Annotated in this window: 24 protein-coding genes; 17 read left to right on the forward strand and 7 right to left on the reverse strand. The window is 65.4% G+C overall.

All coding sequences use genetic code 11. From position 1 onward, the window contains the following. Positions 1 to 108 precede the first annotated feature (108 nt). The 3 genes from AC3ANW_RS06065 (at position 109) to AC3ANW_RS06075 (ending at position 2,556) form a co-directional block, all read left to right on the forward strand. Positions 109 to 1,056, forward strand: coding sequence for a Bug family tripartite tricarboxylate transporter substrate binding protein (locus AC3ANW_RS06065; RefSeq protein WP_488345366.1), 948 nt, complete (start codon positions 109 to 111; stop codon positions 1,054 to 1,056). Positions 1,057 to 1,111: 55 nt separating this feature from the next. Next, entirely contained in the window at positions 1,112 to 2,029 is a 918-nt protein-coding gene (kdgD, locus tag AC3ANW_RS06070; RefSeq protein ID WP_488344298.1) for a 5-dehydro-4-deoxyglucarate dehydratase, read from the forward strand. Positions 2,030 to 2,112: 83 nt separating this feature from the next. Next, positions 2,113 to 2,556 (forward strand): nuclear transport factor 2 family protein, encoded by a 444-nt coding sequence (locus AC3ANW_RS06075; RefSeq protein WP_488344299.1) that lies wholly within the window; start codon positions 2,113 to 2,115, stop codon positions 2,554 to 2,556. A gap of 198 nt (positions 2,557 to 2,754) precedes the next feature. On the opposite strand, the gene AC3ANW_RS06080 is transcribed toward AC3ANW_RS06075, so the two are convergent. Continuing rightward, positions 2,755 to 3,726, reverse strand: coding sequence for a M14 family metallopeptidase (locus tag AC3ANW_RS06080; RefSeq protein ID WP_488344300.1), 972 nt, complete (start codon positions 3,724 to 3,726; stop codon positions 2,755 to 2,757). Between the two features lie 17 nt (positions 3,727 to 3,743). After that, complete coding sequence (locus AC3ANW_RS06085) at positions 3,744 to 4,736, reverse strand: Bug family tripartite tricarboxylate transporter substrate binding protein (RefSeq protein ID WP_488344301.1); 993 nt, start codon at positions 4,734 to 4,736, stop codon at positions 3,744 to 3,746. Between the two features lie 104 nt (positions 4,737 to 4,840). Here AC3ANW_RS06085 and AC3ANW_RS06090 point away from each other — a divergent pair, with 104 nt between their 5' ends. After that, positions 4,841 to 5,734 (forward strand): LysR family transcriptional regulator, encoded by an 894-nt coding sequence (locus AC3ANW_RS06090; RefSeq protein ID WP_488344302.1) that lies wholly within the window; start codon positions 4,841 to 4,843, stop codon positions 5,732 to 5,734. 108 nt (positions 5,735 to 5,842) lie between these two features. Continuing rightward, positions 5,843 to 7,099, forward strand: coding sequence for an MFS transporter (locus AC3ANW_RS06095; protein ID WP_488344303.1), 1,257 nt, complete (start codon positions 5,843 to 5,845; stop codon positions 7,097 to 7,099). On the opposite strand, the gene AC3ANW_RS06100 is transcribed toward AC3ANW_RS06095, so the two are convergent. Then, entirely contained in the window at positions 7,062 to 7,859 is a 798-nt protein-coding gene (locus AC3ANW_RS06100; RefSeq protein ID WP_488345367.1) for an IclR family transcriptional regulator, read from the reverse strand. The genes AC3ANW_RS06095 and AC3ANW_RS06100 overlap by 38 nt on opposite strands. Positions 7,860 to 8,095: 236 nt before the next feature. Here AC3ANW_RS06100 and AC3ANW_RS06105 point away from each other — a divergent pair, with 236 nt between their 5' ends. The 8 genes from AC3ANW_RS06105 to AC3ANW_RS06140 all read left to right on the forward strand — a co-directional run bounded on the left by AC3ANW_RS06105 (position 8,096) and on the right by AC3ANW_RS06140 (position 16,185). Further along, the gene (locus AC3ANW_RS06105) at positions 8,096 to 9,163 is read left to right on the forward strand and encodes an ABC transporter ATP-binding protein (protein WP_488344304.1); all 1,068 of its coding nucleotides are present in this window, start codon (positions 8,096 to 8,098) and stop codon (positions 9,161 to 9,163) included. Beyond that, positions 9,160 to 10,023: an ABC transporter permease gene (locus AC3ANW_RS06110; protein ID WP_488344305.1), complete on the forward strand. Its 864-nt coding sequence runs from the start codon at positions 9,160 to 9,162 to the stop codon at positions 10,021 to 10,023. The genes AC3ANW_RS06105 and AC3ANW_RS06110 overlap by 4 nt, the downstream gene beginning before the upstream one ends. A 13-nt stretch (positions 10,024 to 10,036) precedes the next feature. Then, complete coding sequence (locus AC3ANW_RS06115; protein WP_488345368.1) at positions 10,037 to 10,831, forward strand: ABC transporter permease; 795 nt, start codon at positions 10,037 to 10,039, stop codon at positions 10,829 to 10,831. Next, positions 10,831 to 11,118 carry a (2Fe-2S)-binding protein gene (locus AC3ANW_RS06120; RefSeq protein WP_488344306.1) on the forward strand — a complete coding sequence of 96 codons (288 nt, stop codon included), beginning with the start codon at positions 10,831 to 10,833 and terminating at the stop codon, positions 11,116 to 11,118. Before AC3ANW_RS06115 ends, AC3ANW_RS06120 begins: the two co-directional genes overlap by 1 nt. Further along, positions 11,115 to 12,497, forward strand: a complete 1,383-nt coding sequence (locus AC3ANW_RS06125; RefSeq protein WP_488344307.1) for an FAD/NAD(P)-dependent oxidoreductase — start codon at positions 11,115 to 11,117, stop codon at positions 12,495 to 12,497. The genes AC3ANW_RS06120 and AC3ANW_RS06125 overlap by 4 nt, the downstream gene beginning before the upstream one ends. Further along, positions 12,494 to 13,642 (forward strand): NAD(P)/FAD-dependent oxidoreductase, encoded by a 1,149-nt coding sequence (locus tag AC3ANW_RS06130; RefSeq protein ID WP_488344308.1) that lies wholly within the window; start codon positions 12,494 to 12,496, stop codon positions 13,640 to 13,642. The genes AC3ANW_RS06125 and AC3ANW_RS06130 overlap by 4 nt, the downstream gene beginning before the upstream one ends. A 3-nt stretch (positions 13,643 to 13,645) precedes the next feature. Continuing rightward, a complete protein-coding gene (locus AC3ANW_RS06135; RefSeq protein WP_488344309.1) occupies positions 13,646 to 14,716 on the forward strand; it encodes an ABC transporter substrate-binding protein in 1,071 nt (356 codons plus the stop codon). A 62-nt stretch (positions 14,717 to 14,778) separates the two neighbouring features. After that, the gene (locus AC3ANW_RS06140; RefSeq protein WP_488344310.1) at positions 14,779 to 16,185 is read left to right on the forward strand and encodes an MFS transporter; all 1,407 of its coding nucleotides are present in this window, start codon (positions 14,779 to 14,781) and stop codon (positions 16,183 to 16,185) included. A 65-nt stretch (positions 16,186 to 16,250) separates the two neighbouring features. Here AC3ANW_RS06140 and AC3ANW_RS06145 read toward each other — a convergent pair whose 3' ends face one another. Both AC3ANW_RS06145 and AC3ANW_RS06150 read right to left on the reverse strand, forming a co-directional pair. After that, positions 16,251 to 18,086: a DEAD/DEAH box helicase gene (locus tag AC3ANW_RS06145; RefSeq protein ID WP_488344311.1), complete on the reverse strand. Its 1,836-nt coding sequence runs from the start codon at positions 18,084 to 18,086 to the stop codon at positions 16,251 to 16,253. A gap of 286 nt (positions 18,087 to 18,372) precedes the next feature. Further along, the gene (locus AC3ANW_RS06150; RefSeq protein ID WP_488344312.1) at positions 18,373 to 19,059 is read right to left on the reverse strand and encodes a hypothetical protein; all 687 of its coding nucleotides are present in this window, start codon (positions 19,057 to 19,059) and stop codon (positions 18,373 to 18,375) included. Between the two features lie 271 nt (positions 19,060 to 19,330). Between AC3ANW_RS06150 and ettA the strand changes: the two genes are divergently transcribed. Both ettA and AC3ANW_RS06160 read left to right on the forward strand, forming a co-directional pair. Beyond that, positions 19,331 to 20,992 carry an energy-dependent translational throttle protein EttA gene (gene ettA / locus AC3ANW_RS06155; protein ID WP_488344313.1) on the forward strand — a complete coding sequence of 554 codons (1,662 nt, stop codon included), beginning with the start codon at positions 19,331 to 19,333 and terminating at the stop codon, positions 20,990 to 20,992. Positions 20,993 to 21,045: 53 nt separating this feature from the next. After that, on the forward strand, positions 21,046 to 22,404 hold the full coding sequence (locus AC3ANW_RS06160; protein ID WP_488344314.1) for a hypothetical protein: 1,359 nt from the start codon (positions 21,046 to 21,048) through the stop codon (positions 22,402 to 22,404). A gap of 7 nt (positions 22,405 to 22,411) precedes the next feature. On the opposite strand, the gene fghA is transcribed toward AC3ANW_RS06160, so the two are convergent. Both fghA and AC3ANW_RS06170 read right to left on the reverse strand, forming a co-directional pair. Then, entirely contained in the window at positions 22,412 to 23,272 is an 861-nt protein-coding gene (fghA, locus tag AC3ANW_RS06165) for an S-formylglutathione hydrolase (RefSeq protein ID WP_488344315.1), read from the reverse strand. Between the two features lie 13 nt (positions 23,273 to 23,285). Next, positions 23,286 to 24,401 (reverse strand): S-(hydroxymethyl)glutathione dehydrogenase/class III alcohol dehydrogenase, encoded by a 1,116-nt coding sequence (locus AC3ANW_RS06170; protein ID WP_488345369.1) that lies wholly within the window; start codon positions 24,399 to 24,401, stop codon positions 23,286 to 23,288. Between the two features lie 138 nt (positions 24,402 to 24,539). Between AC3ANW_RS06170 and AC3ANW_RS06175 the strand changes: the two genes are divergently transcribed. Both AC3ANW_RS06175 and AC3ANW_RS06180 read left to right on the forward strand, forming a co-directional pair. Continuing rightward, positions 24,540 to 25,343: an alpha/beta fold hydrolase gene (locus AC3ANW_RS06175; RefSeq protein ID WP_488344316.1), complete on the forward strand. Its 804-nt coding sequence runs from the start codon at positions 24,540 to 24,542 to the stop codon at positions 25,341 to 25,343. 28 nt (positions 25,344 to 25,371) lie between these two features. Further along, a complete protein-coding gene (locus tag AC3ANW_RS06180) occupies positions 25,372 to 26,487 on the forward strand; it encodes a sensor histidine kinase (RefSeq protein ID WP_488344317.1) in 1,116 nt (371 codons plus the stop codon). The last annotated feature ends 74 nt before the right edge of the window (positions 26,488 to 26,561 follow it).

Raw genomic sequence — 26,561 nt, forward strand, 5'->3', positions numbered from 1 at the left:
GACTGATCTCTTAAGCAGAGCAAGCCGCTGATCGCGCCAACCAGAAGAGTGGAGACAAACCGCATGAACCCGATTTCGATCACCCGCAGCCGCCGCGCCGCCATCGCCATGGGCGTTGCCCTGGGTGCCACCCTTGCCGTCGGCTCTGTGCAGGCCGCCGACCCGTGGCCTTCGCGGCCGCTGAAGATCGTCGTGCCATACCCGCCGGGTGGTTCGTCGGACATCATCGCCCGCTCCATCAGCCAGCCGCTGTCCGAAGCGCTCAAGCAGCCGGTCATCGTGGAGAACCGCCCTGGTGCCAACGGCAACCTGGGTGCCGACCTGGTGGCAAAGGGACCGACCGACGGCTACACGGTGCTGCTGTGCGACGTCGGCGCGCTGTCCATCAGCCCGTCGGTCTACACCAAGCTGTCGTTCGACCCGTCGAAGGACCTGCGCGGCGTGACCATGCTGGCCTATTCCCCCCACCTGCTGGTGGTGCATCCGTCGGTCAAGGCCAACAACCTGCAGGAACTGGTGGCGCTGTCGAAGAAGGAAGACCTGAACTTCGCGGTGACCGCTTCGGGCAGCGCCCCGCACCTGGCTGGCGTGGCGCTGGAGCGTGCAGTGGGCGCCAAGTGGACCTACGTTCCCTACAAGGGCGGCTCGCAGTCCATCTCCGACACGGTCGCCGGCCAGACCCAGATCCTGATGAACGGCATGCTGGCCACGCTGCCTTTCGTGCAGAGCGGCAAGCTGAAGATCCTGGCCGTTTCGAAGGGCACCCGCATGCCGATGATCGGCGACGTGAAGACCATCGCCGAACAGGGTGTGCCCGGTTTCGAGTCCGGCACCTGGCAAGGCGTGATGGTCTCCCGCAATACCCCCGATGCGGTCGTCCAGAAACTCAACCAGGAACTGATCCGCGTGATCCGTTCCCCCGAGGTGCGTTCGCGCCTGGCAGGGCAGGGCGCCGAAGTGGTGACCATGGCCCCGACCGAACTCGAAGGTTTCTTCAACAAGGAACGTGCCCGTTGGGCCAAGGTCGTGAAGGAAGCCGATATCCGGCTCGACTGATCGACCCCGTCCTTGTTCTTTTATTCAATCAATCGCAACCCACTCTGACAAGACCATGAGCTTTTCGCCCCAAGAACTCAAGACCATCATGGGCTCCGGCCTGCTGTCCTTCCCCATCACCGACTTCAAGGCCGATGGCGATTTCGACAAGGCGAGCTACCAGAAGCGCCTCGAATGGCTGGCCCCCTACGGCGCCACCGCACTGTTCGCAGCCGGCGGCACCGGTGAATTCTTCTCGCTGACCGCCGAGGAATATCCGGAAATCATCAAGACCGCGGTGGACACCTGCCGTGGCACGGTGCCGATCATCGCCGGCGCCGGCGGCCCGACACGCCAGACCATCCAGTACGCACAGGCTGCCGAAAAGGCCGGCGCCCACGGCATCCTGCTGATGCCCCATTACCTGACCGAAGCCGGCCAGGAAGGCCTGTTCCAGCACGTCAAGGCCATCTGCGAAAGCGTCGATTTCGGCGTGATCATCTACAACCGCGCACAAGCCAGGTACAGCCCCGACACGCTCGCCCGCCTGGCCGACGCATGCCCGAACCTGGTCGGTTTCAAGGACGGCGTGGGCGACATCGAAGCCATGGTCTCGGTGTACCAGCGCATGGGCGACCGCTTCAGCTACCTGGGCGGACTGCCCACCGCCGAAGTCTATGCAGCCGCCTACAAGGCGCTGGGCACCCCGGTGTATTCGTCGGCCGTCTTCAACTTCATCCCCAAGACGGCGATGGAGTTCTATGAAGCGGTCCGCACCGACGACCTGGCCACCCAGCATCGCCTGCTGAAGGATTTCTTCATGCCTTACCTGGACATCCGCAACAAGTACCAGGGTTATGCGGTTTCCATCGTCAAGGCCGGCGCCACCATCGTCGGCCACAGCGGCGGCCCGGTGCGCCCACCGCTGAGCGATCTCAAACCCAATGAAGTCGAAGAACTGCGCGCCCTGATCGAAAAGCTCGGCCCGCAATAAGCAATACCGCCGCGAGGCGGTTTCCACGGGCCCTTCGGGGCCTTTTTCATGTCCCCAAAACCATTTCTACAGAGACAAGAACCATGATCCGCAAATCCGCACTCGTACTCGCCTGCGCCATCGCCCTGTCTGCCTGCTCGATGATGCCGCCCTCACCGGCCGGGACCACCGAATCAGCTGCCGCCGCCGCCGAAAAGCTGCGCCTGGCGATGGTCGACCCCGACCGCGCCGCGCTCGACGCGCTGGTCGCCGACGACCTGACTTACGGCCATTCCGGCGGCAAGGTCGACACCAAGTCCAGCTTCATCGCCGACTTGCTGAACGGCAATTCGGACTTCGTCACCATCACCATCAGCGACCAGTCGGTGAAAGTGGTGAAGGACATCGCCCTGGTGCGCCATACCCTGTCGGCTCAGACCAACGACGGCGGCAAGCCCGGCACCGTGACCATCAAGATCCTGCAGGTATGGCAGCAGCAGAACGGCCAGTGGCGCCTGCTGGCCCGACAGGCCGTGCGCGCCGCCTGAGTCAGCCCTGTGGCAGCGGGGGCCTGAACGGGTGTTAAGGTTTCGGCCCCTGAAACGACCCAGCCTCACTTTCTTTTCGCAAAAAAAAGAAAGTGACTGCCCCGGGCATAAGCGGTTCACCCCCGCGGATGGGTAGCAGAAAGGCAAGAAGGCAATCAGGTGCCCTCACCCGGATGATCAAAAAAAACCCCAACCCGATTAACGAACCGTGCGAGCCACCCGCCGCCGCGCAAACCGCACGACCGTCACCCCGGCCCGCGCCTGCCGAATGGAAGGCATCACCAGCACACAGTCGTCGTACGGCGTAACGATGGGCACCCCCGCGTCGTGGCCGATCACCGTACCGGCCTTGGCGATCACTTCCAGCCCCTGGTAGGGCTCGACAAACCGCACATCCCGCCCGGTGGCGACCACGCCGCCGGTGACTTCCAGCAGCCACTGCTGCGCTGCGTCCGGCAGGCGCCAGCCAGGCAGCAGGTCTTCCAGGGTCTTGCCGTTCACGATGCCGGACAGGGCCAGGAACCGGGCGCACTGGTCCTCGGCCACCGCACGGCTCGCGGGGTCGCCGTGGAAACCGCATTCCACCAGCACCGAACGCGCACCTGCGGCAATGCCTTCCTCGGTACCGAAGCGGCCGAAGTCGCGCATACGCACCCCGTCCTTGTGGCCGGCATCGGCCACGATGGTTTCCGGCGCAGCCATGGCGACCGCCAGCGCCTCGTTCAGTGGCGACAAACCGACCAGTGCCAGCGGCAGGCCGGGCTCGTGCATCGAATGCAGGTCGAGCAGCCAGTCGGCTTCGGACACGAAGGGCGACAGCGCCAGGGCGCGACGGCGTTCCAGCGTCTCGCCCGAAGTCATGCGTTCCACCGACCACTGCCGGTTCATGTCTTCCTCGACGAAACGCGACGGGTCGTGGTCCAGCGGGTCGAAGGTGGCGAATGCGTCGAGGTTGCAGAACATCAGCGTCAGTTTCCCGACTGCCGGTCGCACACCGGCTTCGAGCAGGCCCTTCAGCGCCCAGGCGCCGCACAGTTCGTTGCCGTGGACCAGCGCGGTGATGAGCACATGCCGGCCCGGCAACCCGGAGTCGAATTTCCACACGCCGCGTGTGCCGGTGTTGCCCTCGGCCAAGGCGCCGATTTCCGGTTTTTCCAGTTTGAATTCCATTGCTTTTCTCTCGGTGCTCACTCGTCGGTAATGTGGGCGAAATCGACGATCTTGCGGTACTTGGATGTTTCGCTGGCCATGAAGGCAGCCATGTCGGGCTGGGCCGCCGGCACCACCGAACCCGACGCTTCCATGCTCTTGCGGAAGTCCGAAGCCTTCAGGATGTCGTTCACCGCGGCCTTCAGTTTGGCCTGGATGGGTTCGGGCAGGCCGGCCGGGCCGAGCAGGGCGAACCACACGTTGATGTCCACATCCTTCAGCGCCGGGTTTTCCGACAGTGCGGGCACTTCGGGCGTGACCGGCGAACGTTTGTGTTCGGACGTGCCGATGGGAATGATCTTGCCGGCCTTGATGAGCGGCAGGGCGCTGGACAGCACATACACGCCGTATTCCAGGTTGCCGCCGATCAGGTCGTTGGTCAGCGGACCGGTGCCACGGTAAGGGATGTGGGTCATGAACAGGCCACCGCTCTGCTTGACCATTTCGCCGGTCATGTGCAGGGCGGTGCCCACGCCCGAGCTGCCGTACGAATACGCGCCCGGCTTGGCCTTGACTGCCTTCAGGAATTCGGCTGTGGTCTTGATGCCGGTGGCTGGAGAGGTCGTCAGCACCATCGGCTGGGTGGCCAGCAGCGACAGCGGCGTGAAGTTCTTCGACTGGTACTTCACCGATTTGCGCACCAGCGCGTTGATGGCGAGTTCGTTGTTGGCACCGACCAGCAGGGTGTAGCCATCCGGCTGGGCCAGGGCCACCTTCTGCGCGCCCAGCGAGCCGCCGGCGCCGCCGACGTTCTCGATGACCACCGGCTGGCCGAGGCGCGACGAAAGGTCGGTCGCCAGGGTGCGGGCCACCAGGTCGGTGCTGCCGCCCGCGGGGTAGCCGACGACCAGGGTGACAGGGCGTTGCGGCCACGCGCCAGCCTGGGCGTATGCACTGCCGACGGAGGCGGAAAGGCAGGCCAGGGCGCAGGCCGCCAGGGTGGCGCGGCGGGTGAAAGTGTTGCGGTTCATCGGGGTTCCTCGGTTGGCGTGAGCGGATTCTTGAACCTCGGCGATTTCCGACTGGTGCCGTATCGGCACAATGCACTGCTGTTTTGGCACATGGGCGGCACGTCATGCACTTGAAGTGGCTGGAAGATTTCATCGCGCTTGCCGAGACCGGCAATTTCAGCCGGGCCGCTGAACTGCGCCATGTCACCCATCCCGCTTTCGGGCGGCGCATCCAGCAGCTGGAGGAATGGGCGGGCACTCCGCTGGTCGAGCGCGGCAAGAGCCCGGCACGGCTCACCGCTGCGGGTTCGAGGCTGCTGGAAACAGCGCGGCAGATGGTGAGCGGGCTCGAGGGTTCGCGAATCGAGCTGCTGGGCGAGGCGGGACGGCAGGCCCGCACCGTGACCATCGCCACCGGGCGAACCCTGGCGCGTACCGTGCTGGCGGACTGGTTGGTGCGGCTGCAGCCCATCGTGCGGGACGCGCAGGTGCGGATCCTGACGCTGAGCACCGCCGATTCGGTCAAGGTGCTGGAGGGCAACGAGGCGGATTTTTCGCTGGTGTTCCACCATCCGGCGCTGGCGGTCCGGCTGGACGGGCGGCAGTACAGTTTCGTTTCGCTGGCGTCGGACAAGCTGGTGCCGGTTTCTCGCGCCGATGCGCGCGGGGAGCCTCTCTATCCCATCAAGTCCGGCAAGCCTGTGCCTTTGTTGAGTTACGGGCATTCCCTGGCGATGGGGCGTCTGCTGGAAGACCATCTGGCCCACAACCCGCATGCGCCGGCTGTCGTGCGGCGTATCGAGTGCGACTCTGCGGATGCGCTTCAGGAATACGTGCTGAAGGGCCTTGGGATTGCCTGGCTGCCCTGGTCGATGGTGCAGGCGGAGTGCAAGGCGGGGCGGATGGCGCTTGCCGGGGACCGGAAGATGGAAGTGCGGTTCGAGGTGCGGCTGAATCGGCCGAAGCGGCGGTTGCATGCCTTGGCCGAGGCGGTGTGGGCTTCTGCCGTGCCGCGCTGATATCCGTTCTTTTTCGTGGGCTCGTCCTTAGGCCATAACCACCAAAGATGCTTCCCATCGCCAGATAACAGCCACCGCCCGCAAGCCGCGCCGGACAATGCAGGCCGCATGCAGACCGACCCGAACCCAAACCAGAATCCAAAGCCTGAAGACGCCCACCAGCACTGGCGCGGCAACCTGATCGTCTGCATGTTCGGCTCCTTCACCACCATCGTGGCGATGACCTTGCTGCTCCCTTTCCTGCCTCTCTATGTAGAACAGCTAGGCGTAAGAGAGCACGCAGAAATAGTCCAGTGGTCCGGAATAGCCTTCGGCGCCACCTTCGCCAGTGCGGCACTCGTGGCTCCACTCTGGGGAAGACTGGCCGACCGCCACGGCCGCAAGCTGATGCTCATCCGCGCCAGCCTCGGCATGGCCGTGGCAATGGCCCTGATCGGCCTCGCACAGGACGTCTACCAGCTGGTGGGCCTGCGTCTGCTGGCGGGCCTGCTGGGCGGCTACGCCTCGGGCTCGATGGTGCTGGTCGCCACCCAGACGCCGAAGGACCGCACCGGCTGGGCGCTCGGCACCATGTCGTCGGCCATCATGGCCGGCAATCTGGTCGGCCCGCTGGTCGGCGGATTCCTGCCGCCGCTGATCGGCATCCGCTGGACTTTCTTCGGCGCCGGCGCGGCGATCTTCATCGCTTTTCTGGCGACGCTTTTCCTGATCCGCGAAGAACGCCGACCGACTGGCAAAGCCCAGGAAAAACAGCCGGGCGGCTGGGCCTGCGTGCCGGACAAACGGCCGCTCGTCGCCATGCTGTTCACCGGCATGCTGCTGATGCTGGCCAACATGTCCATCGAGCCGATCATCACGGTGTATGTCGCGCAACTGGTGGCCGATCCGGCGCGGGTGACGGTGATGGCCGGTTTCGTGATGTCGGCCGCCGCGCTGGGCAGTATCTTGTCGGCCGCCCGCCTGGGGCGGCTGGCAGACCGGGTGGGCCACTGGAACGTGATCATCGGCTGCCTGGCGGTGTCTGCGGTGTTGCTGATACCGCAGGCCTTCGTCACCGCAGGCTGGCAGCTGGTGGTGCTGCGCTTTCTCATGGGCCTGTCACTGGGCGGGCTGCTGCCCTGCATCGCGGCGGTCATCCGCCACAGCGTGCCCGCCGCAGTGGCGGGCAGCATGCTGGGTTATTCGATTTCGGCGCAGTACGTGGGCCAGGTCGCCGGCCCGGTGCTGGGCGGTTTTGTCGGCGGGCACTACGGCATGCGCAGCGTGTTCTTCGCCACCTGCGTGCTGATGGCGCTGGGCGCCGGCTGGAACCGGTGGGCGCAAAAGGTCAGGAAGACGGCGGAGACCCCAGCGGCGGCGCGCTAGGCTGGCCCGACAGGATCTGCGCCGGCCGCCGCAACGAGACGTCGAACGGATTGACCTTGAAGCCGATGGCCGAAGCCTCGCGTTTGAGCAGCTCGACGACGGTGGGCAGGCGCTCGGCGTTCAGGCGGTCGGCTATGGTGCCGACCGACAGCGCCGCAACGGCCCGGCCCTCGCGGTCGAGAACCGGCACCGCCACACCCGCCATGCCGTCCAGCATGCCGCTGCTGCGTCCGGCGAAACCGTTCAGGCGCACCCTGTCTATTTCGGTCCGCAGCTGTACCTCGTCGTAGACGCCGTATTCGCGCACACGCGGCAGGTTGAAGCGGATCACCTCGTCGCGCTCGACCTCGGGCAGAAAGGCCAGGATGGCCAGCGCGCCCTGGCCGGCACCCAGCGCCACCCGGCCGCCCACATCGCCGGTGAAGGTGCGGATCGGGAAAGGCCCTTCGCTGCGGTCCAGGCAGACGGCATCGAAGCCGGCGCGCGCGAGCAGGAAGATGCTGTCGCCCAGGCTGGCGCTCAGCCGCAGCAGCGCAGGGCGGCACAGCGTTCGCAGGTCGCCCGGATTGCCGGCCTGCGCCGCCAGCGCGAAGAAGTCGATGGCCAGGCGGTAGCGTTTGCTGCGTTCGTCCTGTTCGACCATGCCCTCGGCCGCCAATGACTGCAGCAAACGGTGCACGGTCGCCTGCGTCAGGCCGACGTCACGCGCCAATTGGGTGACCCGGCCGCCCTCGGATTGAACCCTGGTGAGCGCACGCATCACCAGGAACAGCCGTTGCACACCGCCGGCTGCTGCATTTGAATCGGTCAAGGTTCCAACTTCTGAAATTTATGAATTGATTCAACGCATGATATTTCATTCAATGAAATAAATGACAAAAACATTCCGATGTGCGGAAGACCCGGATCGAACGGGTCCGCTACTTGCAATAGATTCGAACGCATCGGGCACGGCAAGTGCCCCTCAGTCTTCATCTCTGGAAAGCGGGTCCGTCCATGTCATTTCTCCAGCTCACCGGCGTCACCAAGTTCTACGGCGACACCTGCGCCGTGGCCGACATGAACCTGACGGTCGAAAAAGGCGAGTTCGTGTCGCTGCTCGGCCCGTCGGGCTGCGGCAAGACCACCACGCTGCAGATGGTGGCCGGCTTCGAGGCGGTGACGCGGGGCCGCATCGAACTGGACGGCCGCGACATCACCCATGCCAAGGCCAACAGCCGCGGCCTGGGCATCGTCTTCCAGACCTATGCGCTGTTCCCGCACATGACGGTGAAGGACAACGTGAGTTTCGGCCTGGAAATGCGCAAGTGCCCCAAAGCCGAACGCGCCGAACGGGTGCGCGACGCGCTGGGGCTGGTGCATCTGGAAGCCCACGCGAACAAATATCCCCGCGAGCTTTCCGGCGGCCAGCGGCAGCGGGTGGCGCTGGCGCGGGCGCTGGTGATCGAGCCGCCGGTGCTGCTGCTGGACGAACCGCTGTCCAACCTCGACGCCAAGCTGCGCGAGGAGATGCAGTTCGAGTTGCGCCAGATCCAGCGCAAGGTCGGCACCACCACGGTGATGGTGACGCACGACCAGAGCGAGGCCATGTCGGTGAGCGACCGCGTGGTGGTGATGGAGGGCGGCCGGGCGACGCAGATCGACAAGCCCTATGAGGTGTACGAACATCCGCGCACCCGGTTCATCTCGACCTTCGTCGGCAAGGCCAATCTGCTGGAAGGCCGGGTCGAGGACGGTGGCGAGCAGCAGTTCGTGCGGGTCGGCGGCTTGACCGTGGCGCTGCGCGAGCCGGGTTTCCGGCCCGGCGCGGCGGTGCTGCTGACCATCCGGCCGGAAAAACTGCAGTTGGTGGCGGCCGGTACCGGCCGGCTGGACGGTGATGTGGTCGAGCGTTTCTTCCTGGGCAGCCAGTGGCTGTACCGCATGAAGACCTCGGTCGGCGAACTGACCGTGCTGTGCGCCAACGACGGCCGCCCCATGCTCGAGGAAGGCCAGTCGGCCGGCATCGACTGGCCAGACAGCTGCACCCGCGTGCTGGCGCTCGAACAGCCGGTGGCGGCATGAACCAGTCGTCTGCCCGCAAGGCGACGCCGTGGTGGCTGACAGGCCCCGCGCTGCTGCTGTTCACGCTGTTGCTGCTGGTGCCCCTGGCGCTGACGGCGGTGCTGTCCTTCAACGTCTACGACCCGGCGACCGGGCCGAAGGCGGGCGAGTTCACGCTGGAACATTACCGGCTGGTGTTCGGCGACAGCTATTACTACGCCATCTTCTGGCGCACCTTCTGGATATCGGCCGTGGTGGCGGCGATCTGCGTGGTGATCGGCACCGCCGAGGCCTACGTGCTGAGCCGCATGGGCAACCCGTGGCGCTCGATATTGCTGCTGGTGGTGCTGGCGCCGCTGCTGGTGTCGGTGGTGGTGCGGGCCTTCGGCTGGAGCATGCTGCTGGGGCCGGAAGGGTTGGTCAACGGGCTGTTGCAGGCGCTGGGAATGAGGCCCGTCAAGCTGCTCTACACCGAGACCGCCATCGTCATCGCGCTGGTGCATGTGATGCTGCCCTTCATGGTGATCCCGGTGTGGACCTCGCTGCAGAAGCTGGACCCGGGTGTGCAGAACGCTGCGCTCTCGCTGAGGGCTTCGCCGTTCACCACGCTGCGGCGCATCGTGCTGCCGCAGGTGATGCCCGGCATCCTGTCGGGCAGCCTGATCGTGTTCGGCCTGTCGGCCAGTTCGTTTGCCATCCCGGGCCTGCTCGGCGGGCGCCGCCTGAAGATGGTCGCGACGGTGGTCTACGACGAATACCTGCACGAGCTCAACTGGCCGCTGGGCGCCGCGGTGGCGCTGACCCTGCTGGTCGCCAACCTGCTGGTGATGCTCAGCTACAACCGGCTCGTAGAGGGCCGCTACAAGAAATCACTGGGTTGAAACCATGAGCCAGATGAGCAAGAACGGGCCGATTGCCCTGACCTTCAACGCGCTGGTGATCGCCTTCATGCTGGCGCCGCTGGTGGTGGTGTGTGTGGTCGCCTTCACACCCGAGAACACGCTGACGCTGCCGACCACCGAGTTTTCGCTGCGCTGGTTCCGGGCGGTGTTCGTGCATCCGGACTTCATGCAGTCGTTCTGGAACAGCCTGTGGCTGGCGCTGGCCTCGGCCACCATCGCAACCGTGATGGCGGTGCCGGCGGGGCTGGCCATCACCCGCTACAGGTTTCCGGGGCGCGACTTCCTCAATGCGCTGTTCCTGTCGCCGCTGATCATCCCGCACCTGGTGCTGGGCGTGGCGCTGCTGCGGCTGTTCGCGCTGGTCGGCGGAACCGGGAGTTTCGGGTTCCTGATCCTGGCGCATGCGCTGATCGTCACGCCGTACACCTTGCGGCTGGTGGTCGCGGCGCTGGTCGGTTTCGACCGCAGCGCAGAACATGCCGCGCTGTCGCTGGGCGCTTCGCAGTCGACCGTGTTCACCCGCATCACGCTGCCGATGATCCTGCCGGGCGTGACCGGCGGCTGGATGCTGGCCTTCATCAACAGCTTCGACGAGGTGACCATGTCGATCTTCGTCACCTCGCCCAGCACGGTGACGCTGCCGGTGCGGATGTACATGTACGCCACCGAGTCCATCGATCCGCTGATGGCGGCGGTGTCGGCGCTGATGGTGGCGGTGACCGCCTGCGCGATGGTGATCCTGGACCGGCTGTACGGCCTGGACCGCATCCTGGTGGGCAAACACTGATGCAACGCCTGGCCGAAACCGAACGCGCCAGCGTGCGTTTCACTGTCGACGGCCGGCCGGCCACCGCGCTGGTCGGCGACACGGTGCTGACCGCCGTGCTGACCCAGGGCGCTCAGCACGGCCACCTGCGCCACAACGAGTTCAGCGGCCAGCCGCGCGCCGGTTTCTGCCTGATGGGCGCCTGCCAGGACTGCTGGGTGCGCACCGCCGACGGTGCTGCGCTGCGGGCCTGTTCGACCTTCGTCACCGAAGGGCTTGCGGTGCTGACCGGCCCGGCGCTGCCATGACGAGTGCTCCTGTCATCGTCGGCGCCGGGCCGGCCGGCATCCGCGCCGCGCAGACCCTGGTGGCGTACGGGCTGCGACCGGTGCTGCTGGACGAAGCGGCGCGGTCGGGCGGGCAGATCTATCGCCGGCCACCGCTCAATTTCAAGCGTCCGGCCGATAAGCTGTACGGCACCGAAGCCGGCCGCGCGGTGTCCGTGCATGCGGCCATCGACGGTGTGATGGACCGTATCGACTACCGGCCCGACAGCCTGGTGTGGAACGCACAGGCGGGCAGCCTGGATGTATTGCACGCACCCACCGCCGTCACCCGGAGCGTGCCGTGGCAAAGGCTGATCGTGGCCACCGGCGCGACCGACCGCATCCTGCCGATCCCGGGGTGGACGCTGCCCGGCGTCTACAGCCTGGGCGGGTCGCAGGTGGCCTTGAAGTTCCAGGGTTGTGCCATCGGCTCCAAAGTCGTTTTCATGGGTAGCGGGCCCCTGCTGTACCTGGTGGCCTACCAGTACGCCAAGGCTGGCGCGGAGGTGGTCGCGGTGCTGGACACCTCCGGCCTGATCGACCAGGCCATCGCCTTGCCGGGGCTGCTCACCCAGCCGGCGACATTTGCCAAGGGCCTGTATTACCTGGGCTGGCTGCGAACGCATGGCGTACCGGTCCATCGGGCGGCCAAGCCGGTGCGGATGCTGGGCGAGCGACATGTCGAGGCCGTGGTGTTCGAGGACGGGCGCACTGAAAGAACGCTGGCCTGCGATGCCGTCGGCTTCGGCCATGCGCTGCGGTCTGAAACCCAGTTGGCCGATCTGCTGGACTGCCGCTTCGGTTATTCGCCGGTTCAGCGTGCCCATCTGCCCGAGCGCGATGCGGCAGGGCGCAGCAGCGTAGAGGGTGTGTACCTGGCGGGCGACGGCGCCGGCATCATGGGTGCGGACGCGGCGGAGTGGGCGGGCGAGCGTGCCGCGCTGGCGTTGCTGGCCGACGAAGGTATTGCCGTCGATACGGGCCGTGCTGCGCGACTCGAAAAGAAGCTGGCCGGGCTGATGCCGTTCCGGCGCGGCCTCGAAAAAGCCTTTCCTTTTCCGGTCGGATGGGCCGCACGGGCGCCGGACGACCTGGTGGTCTGCCGCTGCGAGAACATCACCGCCGGCGAGTTGCGCCAGGTGGTAAGGCAGACCGGCGCGCAGGAAATGAACCGTCTCAAGGCCCTTTCGCGCATCGGCATGGGCCGCTGCCAGGGCCGCATGTGCGGAGTGGCCGCGGCCGAGCTGCTCGCCCATGCCGCGCAGGTTCCCGTCGCGCAGGTCGGCAGGCTGCGGGGCCAGGCGCCAATCAAGCCGATCCCGATGGCCATGACGGTCTCCGCAGGAGACGAAACCGCATGAACAAGACGCTTCACGCGGATGTCGCCATCGTCGGCGGCGGCATCGTCGGCACATCGGCCGCACTGGCGCTGCGGCGCATGGGTTTCACCGTCGCCTTGCTGGAGCGAGACCTGTGTGGTTCGCGTTCCAGCGGCGTGAACTACGGCGGCGTACGCCGCCAGGGCCGGGCGCTGGGGCAGATGCCGCTGACGCAGCGGGCGCACGGCATCTGGGCACGGCTGCCGGAGCTGATCGGCATCGACGGCGAATACCTGCGCACCGGCCATTTCAAGATCGCCCGCAGCGAGGCCGACATGGCGGCGCTGGAACGCTACCGCGACATGACTCGCGATTTCGGCCTGGACATCGAACTGTGGTCACGTGAACGGCTGCGACGCGAATGTCCGTGGCTGGGCGAGCGGGCGGTCGGTGGTTCCCTGTGCCCGGAAGACGGCCAGGCCAATCCGCGCCTGGTGTCGCCCGCCTTCGGCCGCGCGGCGCGGGGCGCCGGGGCGCATATCTTCGAGAACTCGCCGGTCGACGAGGTGCAGTTCGACGGCATCCGTTTCTGCCTGCGTTCCGCCGACCGGCTGGAGGTGTTCGCGCCGCACCTGCTCAATTGCGCCGGCGCCTGGGCCGGCAGGCTGGCGGAACAGTTCGGCGAACCGGTGCCGTTGAGCTCCGGACATCCGGCGATGGCGGTGACCGCGCCCATGCCCTTCTTCATGAACTGGAGCCTGGGCGTGGAGGGCGGCGGCGTGTACGGCCGGCAAGTGGCGCGCGGCAATCTGGTGCTGGGCGGCGGCCCGGGCCTGGCGCTGGACGCCGACCGGGCGCGCTCCAGCCAGCAGGCCATCGTGTCGCTGACCGGGCAGGCGATCGAACTGATTCCGCAGCTGCGCAATGCCCAGATCATCCGCACCTGGAGCGGCACCGAAGGCTACCTGCCGGACCGCCAGCCGGTGCTGTCGCGCAGCGCCACCACGCCGGGGCTGCTGCACGGATTTGGTTTCTCAGGCGCGGGCTTCCAGATCGGGCCGGCCGCCGGCGAAGTGCTGGCCGAGCTGGTGCGGGACGGCGCCAGCAGCACGCCCATCGACACGTTTTCCATCGGGCGGTTCGCGCCCGTTCCTGCTTCTTCGATACCCGTATCAACCCAAGGATGAAACATGACCTTCGCTGATTTTTCCTTTCGCCGGAGCGGCGTCCGCCGCAGCCTGCTGGCCCTTGCCGCCGGCCTGAGCCTGTGCGGCGCGGCCGTCGCCCAGACCAAGACGCTCTACATCGGCATGAACGGCGGCACGATGGAGAAGGCGTACACGCAGTACGTGTTCCCGGCCTTCGAGAAGCAGAACAACGTCAAGGTGGTGGTGGTGCCGGGCACTTCGTCGGACATCCTGGCCAAGGCCACCGCCAACAAGGACAAGCCCCAGATGCATGTGATGTACCTGGACGACGGGGTGATGGTGCGCGCCATCGGCATGGGCCTTTGCCAGAAGCAGCTGCCCAACCCCAACCTGAAGGACCTGTATCCGGCCGCCCGCTTCAAGGACGACATGGCGAGTTCGATCAGCCTGGGCATGACCGGCCTGGCCTACAACAAGAAGATGTTCACCGAGAAGGGCTGGGCGCCACCGACCTCGTGGATGGACATGGCCGACCCCAAGTACAAGGGCAAGCTGGTGTTCCCGTCGATCACCTCGTCGTCTTTCGGCCTGCACGGCTTTCTGATGTTCAACCGCATCCAGGGTGGCACCGACACCAACGTCGAACCCGGCTTCAAGGCCTGGCCGACCACGGTGGGCCCGAACGTCCTGGAGTACATCCCGAGCGCGGCCAAGATCTCCGAGATGGTGCAGACCGGCGAGGCCGCCATGTTCCCGCTGACCCCGAGCGCGGTGGCGGCGCTGAAGCAGCGCGGCATTCCGGTCGAATACGCCCAGCCCAAGGAAGGCTCGGTGCTGCTGATGGTCGCCCAGTGTGTCATCGCCAACAACAGCGAACCCGAGCTGTCGCAGAAGCTGGCCGAGTTTCTGCTGAGCCCGCAGGCGCAGGCCAACATGCTCGAGCACGGCAACATCGTGCCTACCAACCCCAAGGCTCCGGTGGTGAAGGACGGCGTGGCGCAGGTCGCACAGATCACCGCCTGGCTGAAGAACGCGGTGACGGTCGATTGGGTGAGCATCAACGCCAATCGGCCGGCCTGGAACGCACGCTGGAATCGGACGATCGAGCGTTGATCGACGGCTGCCCCGGGACGTGATTTACCGGGGGCTACATGGGTTGGCTAAGCTAGCCGCCCATGACTTCCGACGTACCCACGAATCGCAGCCGCAAGGTCGCGCTGCTGGTGGCCTCGGCGTTCTTCATGGAGAACTTCGACGCCACCGTGATCGCCACCGCCGTGCCCGCCATGGCGGACAGTTTCGGGGTGGCGCCGGTGGCCTTGTCCGCCGGGGTCAGCGCCTATCTGCTGGCGTTGGCGGTGTTCATTCCGGTGAGCGGCTGGGTGGCCGACCGCTTCGGGCCGCGGCCAGTGTTTGCCACCGCGGTGCTGGTCTTCACGCTGGCGTCGGTGGCCTGCGGGTTGTCGCAAAGCCTGCCGATGTTCGTGGCGGCGCGCATCCTGCAAGGCATCGGCGGCGCGCTGATGGTGCCGGTGGGGCGCATGGTGGTGCTGCGGACCACACCCCGCGAAGGCATCGTGAAAGCCATCGCCACCATCACCTGGCCCGGGCTTGCGGCGCCGTTGCTGGGGCCGCCGCTGGGCGGCTGGATCGCCAGCACCTGGAGCTGGCACTGGATCTTCTTCATCAACCTGCCGCTGGGCCTGGCGGCCCTCGTGCTGGCTCTGCGATGGATCGACGGCGAGGCAGGCGGCAGGCGGCCGTTCGACTGGCTGGGTTTCGTGGCCAGCGGCACCGGGCTCGGCGCGGTGATGGTGGCGCTGGACCTGGTCGCGCAGCAGGCGCCGGATGCGTGGCTGGTGACATCGACGGCCGCCGCCGGGCTGTTGCTGATGACATTCGCCATATGGCATTTCCGGCGCTCGTCGCATCCCTTGCTGAACCTGTCGGTGTTCGGTGTGCCGACCTTTCGGGCGTCGGCGGTGGGCGGCAGCCTTTCGCGTATCTCCATCGGCAGCGCGCCGTTTCTGTTGCCCTTGATGTTCCAGCTGGGTTTCGGTTTCGGCATGGTGCAGTCCGGGCTCCTGATGCTGGCGCTGTTCGCCGGCAACCTGGGCATCAAGCCAGCCACCACCTGGGTGCTGAGGCGCTTCGGTTTCCGTTCGACGCTGCTGGGCAACGGCCTGCTGGCGACGCTGGGTTTCGTCGGTTGTGCCTTTTTGTCGGCCGACACACCGCTGCCGCTGATGGTGGTGGTACTGGTCTTCGGCGGCATGACCCGTTCGATGCAGTTCACCGCCGTGGGCACCCTGGCGTTTGCCGATACCTCGAAGGATCAGGCGGGCGGGGCCAGCACCCTGTTCAGCATGTTCCAGCAACTGAGCGCCGGCCTGGGCATTGCGCTGGGAGCGCTGGCGCTGCGTTTCGGGGAAGTACTCACCGGCCATTCCGGCATGCCGGGCGCCACCGACTTCCGGGTGGCGCTGCTGGTGATGGCCTTGCTGACCTTGCTGTCGCTGGTCGACGCGTGGCGCCTGCCGGCGGATGCCGGGCAGCGGGTGAGCGGGCACAAGCCGGCCTGAAAGCAAAAAGCCCCTGGCGTTGAAAACGCGCCAGGGGCTTCTGCAAGATTCAGCAGAGGGCTGGATCAGCGACCGAAACGGCCGCCGCCGCTACGGCCGCCACCGCCGCCGCCGAAACCACCGCCACCGCCGCCGCCGCCGCCGGAGCGACGGCCGTAACCGCCACCACCGCCGCCGTTACCGCCGCCGCCACCCGGACGACGGCCGCGACCGGCCATGCTGTCCACGCTGGTGCGCAGGGGATCGGGCTGGCCAGCCATGCCCACGTTGCCAAGCGATTCGGCGCGGCGATGGGCCAGTTGATCGGCTTGCGACGGGCTGATGGCGTTGCCGTGATGGCGCGGCTGGCGTTCTTCACGCGGGACCGGGGGCTGGCTGTCGAAATCGCGATCGACACGCGGACCACGGTTCTGGCCGTTGAAGCCGCCACCGTTGTTGCCGAAGTTGCCGCCACCGAAACCGCCGCCCTGACCCTGTCGAGGACCGCCCTGGCGCGGACCCTGGCCCTGGCGAGGACCCTGTCCGCCGCCACCGTTGCCGCCGCCACGGCGGGGGCCGGGCTGGCCGCCACCGTTTCCGCCGCCATTGCCACCAGCGCCGCCAGCACCCTGGCCGGCCTTGTTGTCGCGGATGCGCTGCATCATTTCGGTACGGGCAGCCTTGGCCGCAGCGGCCATGACCTCACGGCTCGGCGGCTTGCCGGCGCCACCCCAGATGGTCTGGCGACCCATGGCGATGGGTTCGGCGCGTTCGCCTTCTTCAGGGCCGAAACCGTCGACCACTTCGACCGCGATCTTCTGCTTGCTGAAGCGTTCGATCTCGTACATGAAACCTTCTTCGTCCATGCAGACCAGGCTGACGGCGGCACCGTCGTTGCCGGCACGGCCGGTACGGCCGATGCGGTGCACGTAGTCTTCCGGGACGTTGGGGATTTCGTAGTTGACGACGTGCGGCAGTTCGTCGATGTCGATGCCGCGGGCAGCGATGTCGGTGGCAACCAGCGCGCGGATGTCGCCGCTCTTGAAGCCCGCCAGCGCCTGGGTACGGGCCGACTGGCTCTTGTTGCCGTGCAACGCCATCGCGGTGATGCCGTTCTTCTCGAGGAACTCGGCTACGTTGTTGGCGCCGAACTTGGTGCGGGTGAACACCAGCACCTGGCTCCAGTTGTGCAGGTTGATGATGTGCGCCAGCAGAGCCTTCTTCTTGCCGCGGCCGACCGGGTGGATCACTTGCGTGATGCGCTGCACGGTGGTGTTGGAAGGCGTGACCTGGATGCTTTGCGGGTTCTTCAGCAGGCCGTTGGCCAGTTCGCGGATCTCGTCGCTGAAGGTGGCCGAGAACAGCAGGCTCTGCTTTTCCTTGGGCACCAGGGCCAGGATCTTCTTGACGTCGTGGATGAAACCCATGTCGAGCATGCGGTCGGCTTCGTCGAGGATCAGAACCTGGACGGTGGACAGGTCGAGGTGCCCCTGCTGCTGCAGGTCGAGCAGGCGGCCGGGGGTGGCCACCAGGATGTCGACACCGCTGCGGATGCGGTCGATCTGGGGGTTCATGCCCACGCCGCCGAAGATGACGGTGGAGCTGAGCTTGAGGTATTTGCCGTAGGTGCGGACGGATTCCTCGACCTGCGCCGCGAGTTCGCGGGTGGGGGTGAGCACCAGTGCGCGCACGCCCTTGTTGCCGTGGCGGTTCTTGGCGGGTTCGCCGTCGGCCAGGCGCTGCAGCAAGGGCAGCGTGAAGGCGGCGGTCTTGCCGGTGCCGGTCTGTGCGCCGGCCAGCAGGTCGTGGCCTTGCAGCACGACAGGAATGGCTTGCGCCTGAATAGGGGTGGGCGTGGTGTAGCCCTGCTCGGCCACGGCTTGGAGAATTGCCGGGGCCAGGTTCAGTTCGTCAAAGGTCATGTTGTGGTGCCCCAACCAGGGCACGAGGACATCGGCCTGCCACGATGCTGAAGTAAGCAAGGGGCCAGTATTAGGCTGATGTGTCTTCGAGAGTGGGAGCCGGAAGGCGATTGCGGCCCCTGTCTGGGTCCGCTGCCTTCGTCATCCCCGGCAGGTTGCCGGCGCCGTGGGTAACTGTGCCCGGCGGCGAACCGGCATTGTCGCATGAACTCCGGGCCTGCCAGCGATGGAATTGGTCCGTTCGCACGCACGGGCCGGACCTTGCCGCCGCGACGGACGCATGCGGTCATTCGGCTCCGAGCGATTCGAGCATCCGGCGGTCGAGCCGCCGCCACCTTTCCGCGCCGAGCACACCCCCTGCCGCAGTGTCTGCAGCCCGCAGCTGCGCCTGGCGACGTTTCAGGTCGTTGCGCCACTCCGACAGTGTTTGGCGGTCCACGAGGCTGTTGCCGGACAGGTCGGCGAAAGCCGCGCATCCGAGCTGGTTGACTGCCGCCAGATGTGTCAGCACGTGCCGCGCCACGGCGGGCGGCAGGCGGGGAAGCACGCCACACAGCGCGGTCTGCACGATGTCGAACGACTTGCGGTCGCTCCAATGAGGCCCGATGGCGGCTGCCAGCACCACCAGTTCCTGCACATGGCGGTCGCGCGCCGCGTTGTCCCGGAATGCACGTTGTAGTACCACCACCGCATGCCGGACCAGCCGTGTGCCGTGCTGGTGGCGGGCACTCGGCTGGAATGCAGCGGACAGATGCGCCCGGGCGGTCGGCACTGCAAAGTTGCACAGATGGGAGTCGACACGGGTCATCGCATGTTTGTCGCGCAAGTCCGCCAGCGCATGGATGCGGGCCCACAGCTCGGCCGGCAGCAATTGGTCAGAGGCGACCGGCGGACCCTTCAACAGCGCATCGGAACGGCTCTGGCTGGCTGCGGAGGCGGCGGACGCGCCGGTCTGCAAAGCGGCTGGGAACATGAGGTTGATTCCTTTTTCGAGAATGTGACAAGGCTGGCGGTACCGGCGGTCGGCGGTACTGTCGGATCGGCATCATTCGGCTTTCGCTAGGGCCGCGCCGGTCCGGTGCACGAACGCATGGGAGGATGGCCGAAATTCGATTCAAAGCCTGTGCATGGCCGTGGCCGTGTCGATGACGCAGCCGCCCGTGAGAAAATGCCGGCATGGCCGCAATGGCCGTCACGCAACCGTCAACCGCTGCCCAGCCAGCCGCAAGAAACACCCAAATCACATGGCCCAGTACGTCTACACCATGAACCATGTCAGCAAGACCGTGCCGCCCAAGCGGCAGATCTTGAAGGACATATCCCTTTCGTTCTTCCCCGGCGCCAAGATCGGCGTGCTGGGCCTGAATGGCTCCGGCAAGTCGACGCTGCTGAAGATCATGGCCGGCATCGACAAGGAAATCGAAGGCGAGGCATTGCCGATGCCCGGCCTGTCGATCGGCTACCTGCCGCAGGAACCCAAGCTCGACCCCACCCATACCGTGCGCCAGGCGGTCGAGGAAGCCATGGGCGAAGTCAATGCCGCCAAGGCACGACTCGAAGAAATCTACGCGCTCTACGCCGAGGAAGACGCCGACTTCGACGCCCTCGCCACCGAGCAGGGCCAGCTCGAGGCGGTGATCGCCGCGGCCGGAACCGACTCCGAGCATCAGCTCGAAATCGCGGCCGACGCGTTGCGCCTGCCGCCCTGGGACGCCAACATCGGCGTGCTGTCCGGCGGTGAAAAGCGCCGCGTTGCGCTTTGCAAGCTGCTGCTGTCCAAGCCCGACATGCTGCTGCTCGACGAACCGACCAACCACCTGGACGCCGAATCGGTCGACTGGCTGGAAGTGTTCCTGCAGCGCTTCAGCGGCACCGTCGTCGCCATCACCCACGATCGCTACTTCCTCGACAACGCCGCTGAATGGATCCTGGAACTCGACCGCGGCCGCGGCATTCCGTACAAGGGCAACTACACCAACTGGCTGGAGCAGAAGAACGCCCGCCTGGAAGGCGAGCAGAAGAGCGAAGAGGCCCATGCCAAGGCCATGAAGAAAGAGCTGGAGTGGGTACGCCAGAACGCCAAGGGCCGCCAGGCCAAGAGCAAGGCGCGTATCGCCCGCTTCGAAGAACTGTCCGACTACGAATACCAGAAGCGCAACGAAACGCAGGAAATCTTCATTCCTGTGGCCGACCGCCTGGGCAGCCAGGTGATCGAGTTCCACAACGTCAGCAAGAGCTTCGGGGACCGCGTGCTGATCGACAACCTGAGCTTCACCGTTCCGGCTGGCGCCATCGTCGGCATCATCGGGCCGAACGGTGCAGGTAAATCGACGCTGTTCAAGCTGATCGCCGGCAAGGAAACCCCGGATTCGGGTGAGGTCGTCAAGGGTTCGACGGTCAAGATGGCGTTCGTCGACCAGCATCGCGACGAACTGGCCAACGACAAGACCGTCTGGGAAGACATCTCCGGCGGGCTCGACATGATCAACATCGGCAAGTTCCAGATGGCCAGCCGCGCCTATGCCGGCCGGTTCAACTTCAACGGCAGCGACCAGCAGAAGAAGGTCGGCAGCCTGTCCGGCGGGGAGCGTGGTCGCTTGCACCTGGCCAAGACGCTGATCGCCGGCGGCAACGTGCTGATGCTCGACGAACCATCGAACGACCTGGACGTTGAAACACTGCGCGCGCTGGAAGACGCGTTGCTGGAGTTCGCTGGAACCGTCATGGTCATCAGCCATGACCGCTGGTTCCTGGACCGCATCGCCACCCACATCCTGGCCGCCGAAGGCGACAGCCAGTGGACCTTCTTCGATGGTAACTATCAGGAATACGAAGCTGACAAAAAGAAGCGTCTTGGTGAGGAAGGCGCCAAGCCCAAACGGGTGCGGTTCAAGGCCCTGGGCTGATATAAACAAAACAGGTTGTCCAGATTCTGCCGGCGGCCCAGAAAAAACCATCCATGAGTCAGCCCTACGCATCCTCGGTCACCCGCAACCCGCTGGACATCTGCATCGACGATGCGGTGTCGCACAGCGGGGTCCTGATGGCCGAACTCGTTGCACGCGCTCGTAAGAGCCTGTATGAGCTGGCGCACCGCAGCGGCCAGGGCGACGTGGTGGCAGCCATCGCCAGCCAGGCGCGGCAACTGCTGGCAGAGAAATCCGATTTCTTCGAAGGCGAGTTCCCGGCTGCCTTGCTGGCGGCGATGCGTCAGCGGCAATTGCAGCTGGATCGATCGGACGAAACACCCGTGGTGGTGCCGGCATTCGAAGCCTGGCAAGACCCCTTGCGGGAGTTCGCGGCCCTCGCATCGGGTGCGCTGGGTTTTCGCGAGCCGCGTCTGGATGCCAGTCCGTTGACGCCGGAAACGGTTGCGCGGGCGGTACGGTCGGTGGCCGAGCGAGCGGGTGTGAACGAGGCCGTGCGCAGTCTCTGGATGGAGCATTTCAGCATGGCCCTCGGGCCCGAGCTGGCATCCGAATACCGACGATTGTCGCGCCTGCTGCGCCAGGCCGGGGTGACTCCTTCTGAGCCCGACGCGCTTCCAGCGGCCGTGCCGCCCGTGTTTCCCGTGCCGGCGGCCAGCCCTCACCAAAACAGCGCATTGCAAGCCGGCGAAGCGCAGCGCATCGCCGCCGAGATCGCGTCCTGGCCCGAGATCGAAGGTGTGCCCGCGTCGGTGCGCGAATTCGTCATGGGTCCCTGGTCGGAAGTCATTGCCCAGGCGCAGACCCATTCGGGTATGGGCGGGGCCAACGATCCCGACGGGTATTTCGCCTTGGTCAAACCCCTTTTCTGGAGCTCTCAGCCGACGCTTGGAAAGGCCGATGTCCAGCGTCTGCTGGTGACCATGCCCTCGCTGCTGTCGCGCTTGCGCTCGGGGCTGCAAAGTATTGGTTATCCGGCGGATCAGGCCAGTGCTTTTTTTCGCACCCTGGAGGAACTGCACGGCACGGCAGTGGGAGGGGCCGGTGGATCTTTTGCCACCCGCCGCGAACCGCGCCAGATGGAGGCCTCGATCGGCGGTAGCCTGCCGGCACCGATGGAGGCGACTGCCGTTGCATTCGACGAAAACGCGTTTCCGGCGTCGGCGCGTGTATCGGCCGCGGCGGCTTCGCTGGTACTGATGCCGGGCGTTCGCCTGGCAGCCTGGCAGGCAGGCCGCTGGGAGCAGTGGGAACTGACCTGGAGCAGCCCCAAGGGCCGCCTGCTGCTGTTCAGCACCGAGGACGGTAGCAGCGAGTCTATGAGCCGGGCCGGATGCATCCGCCGCATCATCGAGCAGCGCATGCATCTGATCCCGGACTTCACTTTCTGAACATCTTCTACGCCAGGGCCTTGGCGTGGTGGGCCAGGTGGTCTGCCATGAAACTCTGCACGAAATAGTAGCCGTGGTCGTATCCGGCGTGGCGGCGCAATGTCAGGGGCTGCCCGATGTGCTGGCAGGCTTCTTCGAGTGCGCCTGGGAACAATTGCTCGGACAGGAACTTGTCATCCAGGCCCTGGTCGACCAGTATGCCGGCTGGATAGGGCACGTTTGCCTGTGCGCGCATGAGCGCGCTGGCGTCATGCTTCAACCAGCGCTCGCGATCCGGGCCGAGGTAGCCACCGAACGCTTTTTCTCCCCATGGGCACTGGCTGGGTGCGCATATTGGGGCGAAAGCCGATACCGACCTGAAAACACCCGGATGGCGCAGGGCCAGCGTCAGCGCGCCGTGCCCGCCCATCGAATGGCCGAACACGCCCAGGCGACCGGCCTTCAAAGGCAACTGTGCCGACAGCAACGGCAGCAGTTCGGCCATCAGATAGCTTTCCATGCGCCAGTTCGTGGCCCACGGTGCTTCGGTGGCGTCGAGGTAGAACCCGGCACCGATGCCGAAATCCCAGCTGGCGTCCTGTCCCGCGACGTCGGTCCCGCGTGGACTGGTGTCAGGCGCGATCAGGGCAAGACCCAGCTCTGCCGCCATGCGCTGGGCGCCAGCCTTCACCATGAAGGTCTCTTCGGTGCAGGTCAGCCCGGCCAGGTACATCACGGCCGGCACCGGGCCTTGCTGGGCTTGCGGCGGCAGATAGACGGAGAACTTCATCGGCAGGCCGATTTCATGCGAATCGTGCCGATAGAAAAGCTGCTCGCCGCCGAAGCAGCCGTGGCTGGCGAGCCTTTCGATGGAGGAGGGCGTGGACATGTCGTGCCGGTCCTCAGGCAGCGAACTTGACGACCGAGCGGATCGACTTGCCTTCGTGCATCAGGTCGAAGGCTTCGTTGATGCCTTCCAGGCCCATGGTATGGGTGACGAAGGGTTCGAGCTGGATGCGGCCGGCCATCGCGTCTTCCACCATGCCGGGCAGTTCGCTGCGGCCCTTGACGCCGCCGAAGGCGGAACCCAGCCACTTGCGGCCGGTGACCAGCTGGAAGGGCCGGGTGGAGATCTCCTGACCCGAACCGGCCACACCGATGATGACCGACTGGCCCCAGCCGCGGTGCGCGCATTCGAGTGCGGCCCGCATCACATTGACGTTGCCGATGCATTCGAAGCTGTGGTCGACACCCCAACCGGTCATTTCGACGATGACTTGCTGGATGGGCTTGTCGAAGTCGTTCGGGTTGATGCAGTCGGTGGCACCGAAGGTCCTGGCCAGTTCGAACTTGGAAGGGTTGAGGTCGATCGCGATGATGCGGCCCGCCTTTGCCAGTTGTGCGCCCTGGATCACCGCCAGGCCGATGCCGCCCAGACCGAATACGGCCACGGTGTCGCCCTCCTGAACCTTGGCAGTGTTCTTGACGGCGCCCAGCCCGGTGGTCACCCCGCAGCCCAGCAGGCAGACCTGTTCCGGGTTGGCGTCCGGGTTGATTTTGGCCAGCGAGACCTCGGCCACGACCGTGTATTCGCTGAAGGTCGAACAACCCATGTAGTGGTAGAGCGGCTGGCCGTTGTACGAGAAGCGGGTGGTGCCGTCGGGCATCACTCCCTTGCCCTGGGTTGCCCGCACGGCCACACACAGATTGGTCTTGCCGCTCTTGCAGAACAGGCATTCGCCGCATTCGGCGGTGTACAGCGGAATGACGTGGTCACCCGGCTTCACGCTGGTCACGCCCTCGCCAACCTCCACCACGATGCCGGCGCCTTCATGGCCCAGCACCACCGGGAACAGACCTTCCGGGTCGTCGCCGCTGAGGGTGAAGGCATCGGTGTGGCACACGCCGCTGTCTGTGATGCGCACCAGCACCTCACCCTTCCTGGGTGGAGCCACGTCGATTTCGACGATTTGCAGGGGTTCTCCGGCCTTGAAGGCCACGGCAGCTTTGGATTTGATGGTCATGGTGTCGAGTCTAAAAGAGGGAGGATGGCCGGCGCTTCGAGTCGGGCTCCAAAAAGGGTGTTATCGAGCAGATGGAGGGGTGACAATGGGCGCATTAGAAATTCCAGGCTGTAACGCGGCCAGTTCAGGCCCATGAGCGTCCAGCTTCGCAACAACGTCCATACCACGGGCACCGGACCTGCAACACTCTTCTTTGCGCATGGTTTTGGATGCGACCAAAACATGTGGCGCCTGCTGAAGCCCGCCTTTGTCGAACGTTTCAAGACGGTCTTTTTCGACCTGGTGGGGGCGGGCAACTCGGACCACGCCAGCTTCGACCGCCGGAAGTACGGAACGCTGCAAGGCCATGCAGACGACCTGCTCGAGATCGTGAAGGAGTATGCGGAAGGCCCGGCAATCGTCGTGGGACATTCGGTAAGCGCCATGATAGGCATGCTGGCTGACCTCAAGGAGCCTGGCCATATCTCGGGCCACGCGATGATCGCCCCGTCACCGTGTTACGTGAACGACGGTACCTACGTTGGCGGTTTCTCGCGCAAGGACATCGATTCGCTGCTCGACACCCTGGGAAACAACTATCTTGGCTGGTCTAGCGCGATGGCTCCGGCCATCATGGGCTCGCCCGAGCAGCCCGACCTGGGACAAGAACTGACCAACAGTTTCTGCCGCACCGACCCGGAAATCGCAAAGCACTTCGCCAGGGTCACATTCTTGTCCGACCATCGTGCGGACCTTTCCCGGCTGCACACACCGTCGTTGATCGTTCAGTGCGACGAGGACTTCATCGCGCCAGTGGCGGTCGGGGAGTACATGGTCGACCAGATGCCGAATGCGATGTTGGAAGTCGTCGAGAACGTGGGTCATTGCCCGCACATGAGCCGACCCGTCGAGACCGCTGCGGCCATCGACAAATTCTTGAGGACCCAGGGGCTGTAGGCGGATGACCGACGGAAGGATTGATGCGATGGCGCCATCGCCCGACGACGCGGCTTGCGGATTGGCGCGCACGGATGGCAAAGGGGGCATCCTTTGGGCGAATCGACTCTTCTGCCAGTGGCTGGGATTCGAGCCTGAGCAACTGGTGGGAAAGAAGAAACTGCAGGAACTCATGACCATCGGGGGCCGCATCTTTCATCAGACTCACTGGCAACCCCTGTTGCAGCTGCAGAACTCGGTGGCCGAAATCAAACTCGATTTCGAGGCGGCCAATGGGGCAATCGTCCCCATGCTGGCCAATGCATTGCGGCGTGAACGGGATGGACAAATCATCCATGACGTGGCGTTTTTTGTTGCCCGGGACCGCCACAAGTATGAGCAGGAGCTTCTGAACACTCAAACGAAGCTTCAAGGTCTCATTGCAGAGGCAACGCGACTCGAAGCGTTGGCCAATGACCGCGCAGCCTTTGCCGAGCAGATGATCGGAATCGTCAGTCACGACCTGCGTAACCCATTGTCGGCAATACATATCGGGGTCCACGGGCTCGGGCGGACAAATCTGAACGAACAGCAGAGGCGCATGAACGACCGGATCGTTCGGTCTACCGATCGTGCGAACAGGTTGGTGGCCGATCTGCTCGACTTCACCACGGCGCGCATCGGCTCCGGCATCCCGGTGACACCGCGAGCGGGCGATCTCGATGCAACTGTCTGTGACGCGGTTGCCGAATTGGCGCCGTCATACCCGGAGCGTGAATTCAGCCATCGTTGCGAAGGAGTTCACCACCTGCTTTTCGACAGTGACCGCATCACACAAGCGATCGGGAACATGGTCGGCAACGCCATGGCTTATGGTGACGCCAGCAAACCCGTGTCGGTTCGCACAGGCGTCGATGGCGATCAAGTCTTTTTGGCGGTTCACAATTTTGGTGAGCCCATTCCCGAAGACGTCATCCCCGGGCTCTTCAGTCCCATGGTGCGTGGCACGGACGCGGGCGCGGATCGCAGCGTGGGTCTGGGCCTCTATATCGTTTCGGAAATTGCCAAAGCGCACGGCGGGCAGGTGCGAGTCACATCCTCTCGGGAGCAGGGCACGGAATTCATGGTTCTGCTGCCCCGTCTGGCACCCCGCGATACGCTGTAATAACTGCGCGTCTTTACGTCCTGCGGTCGACGACCCCAAAAAAAAGCCCGCCTGGCGGCGGGCTTTGTCGCGTG

It is taken from the genome of Xylophilus sp. PBN-3R (assembly GCF_057747805.1).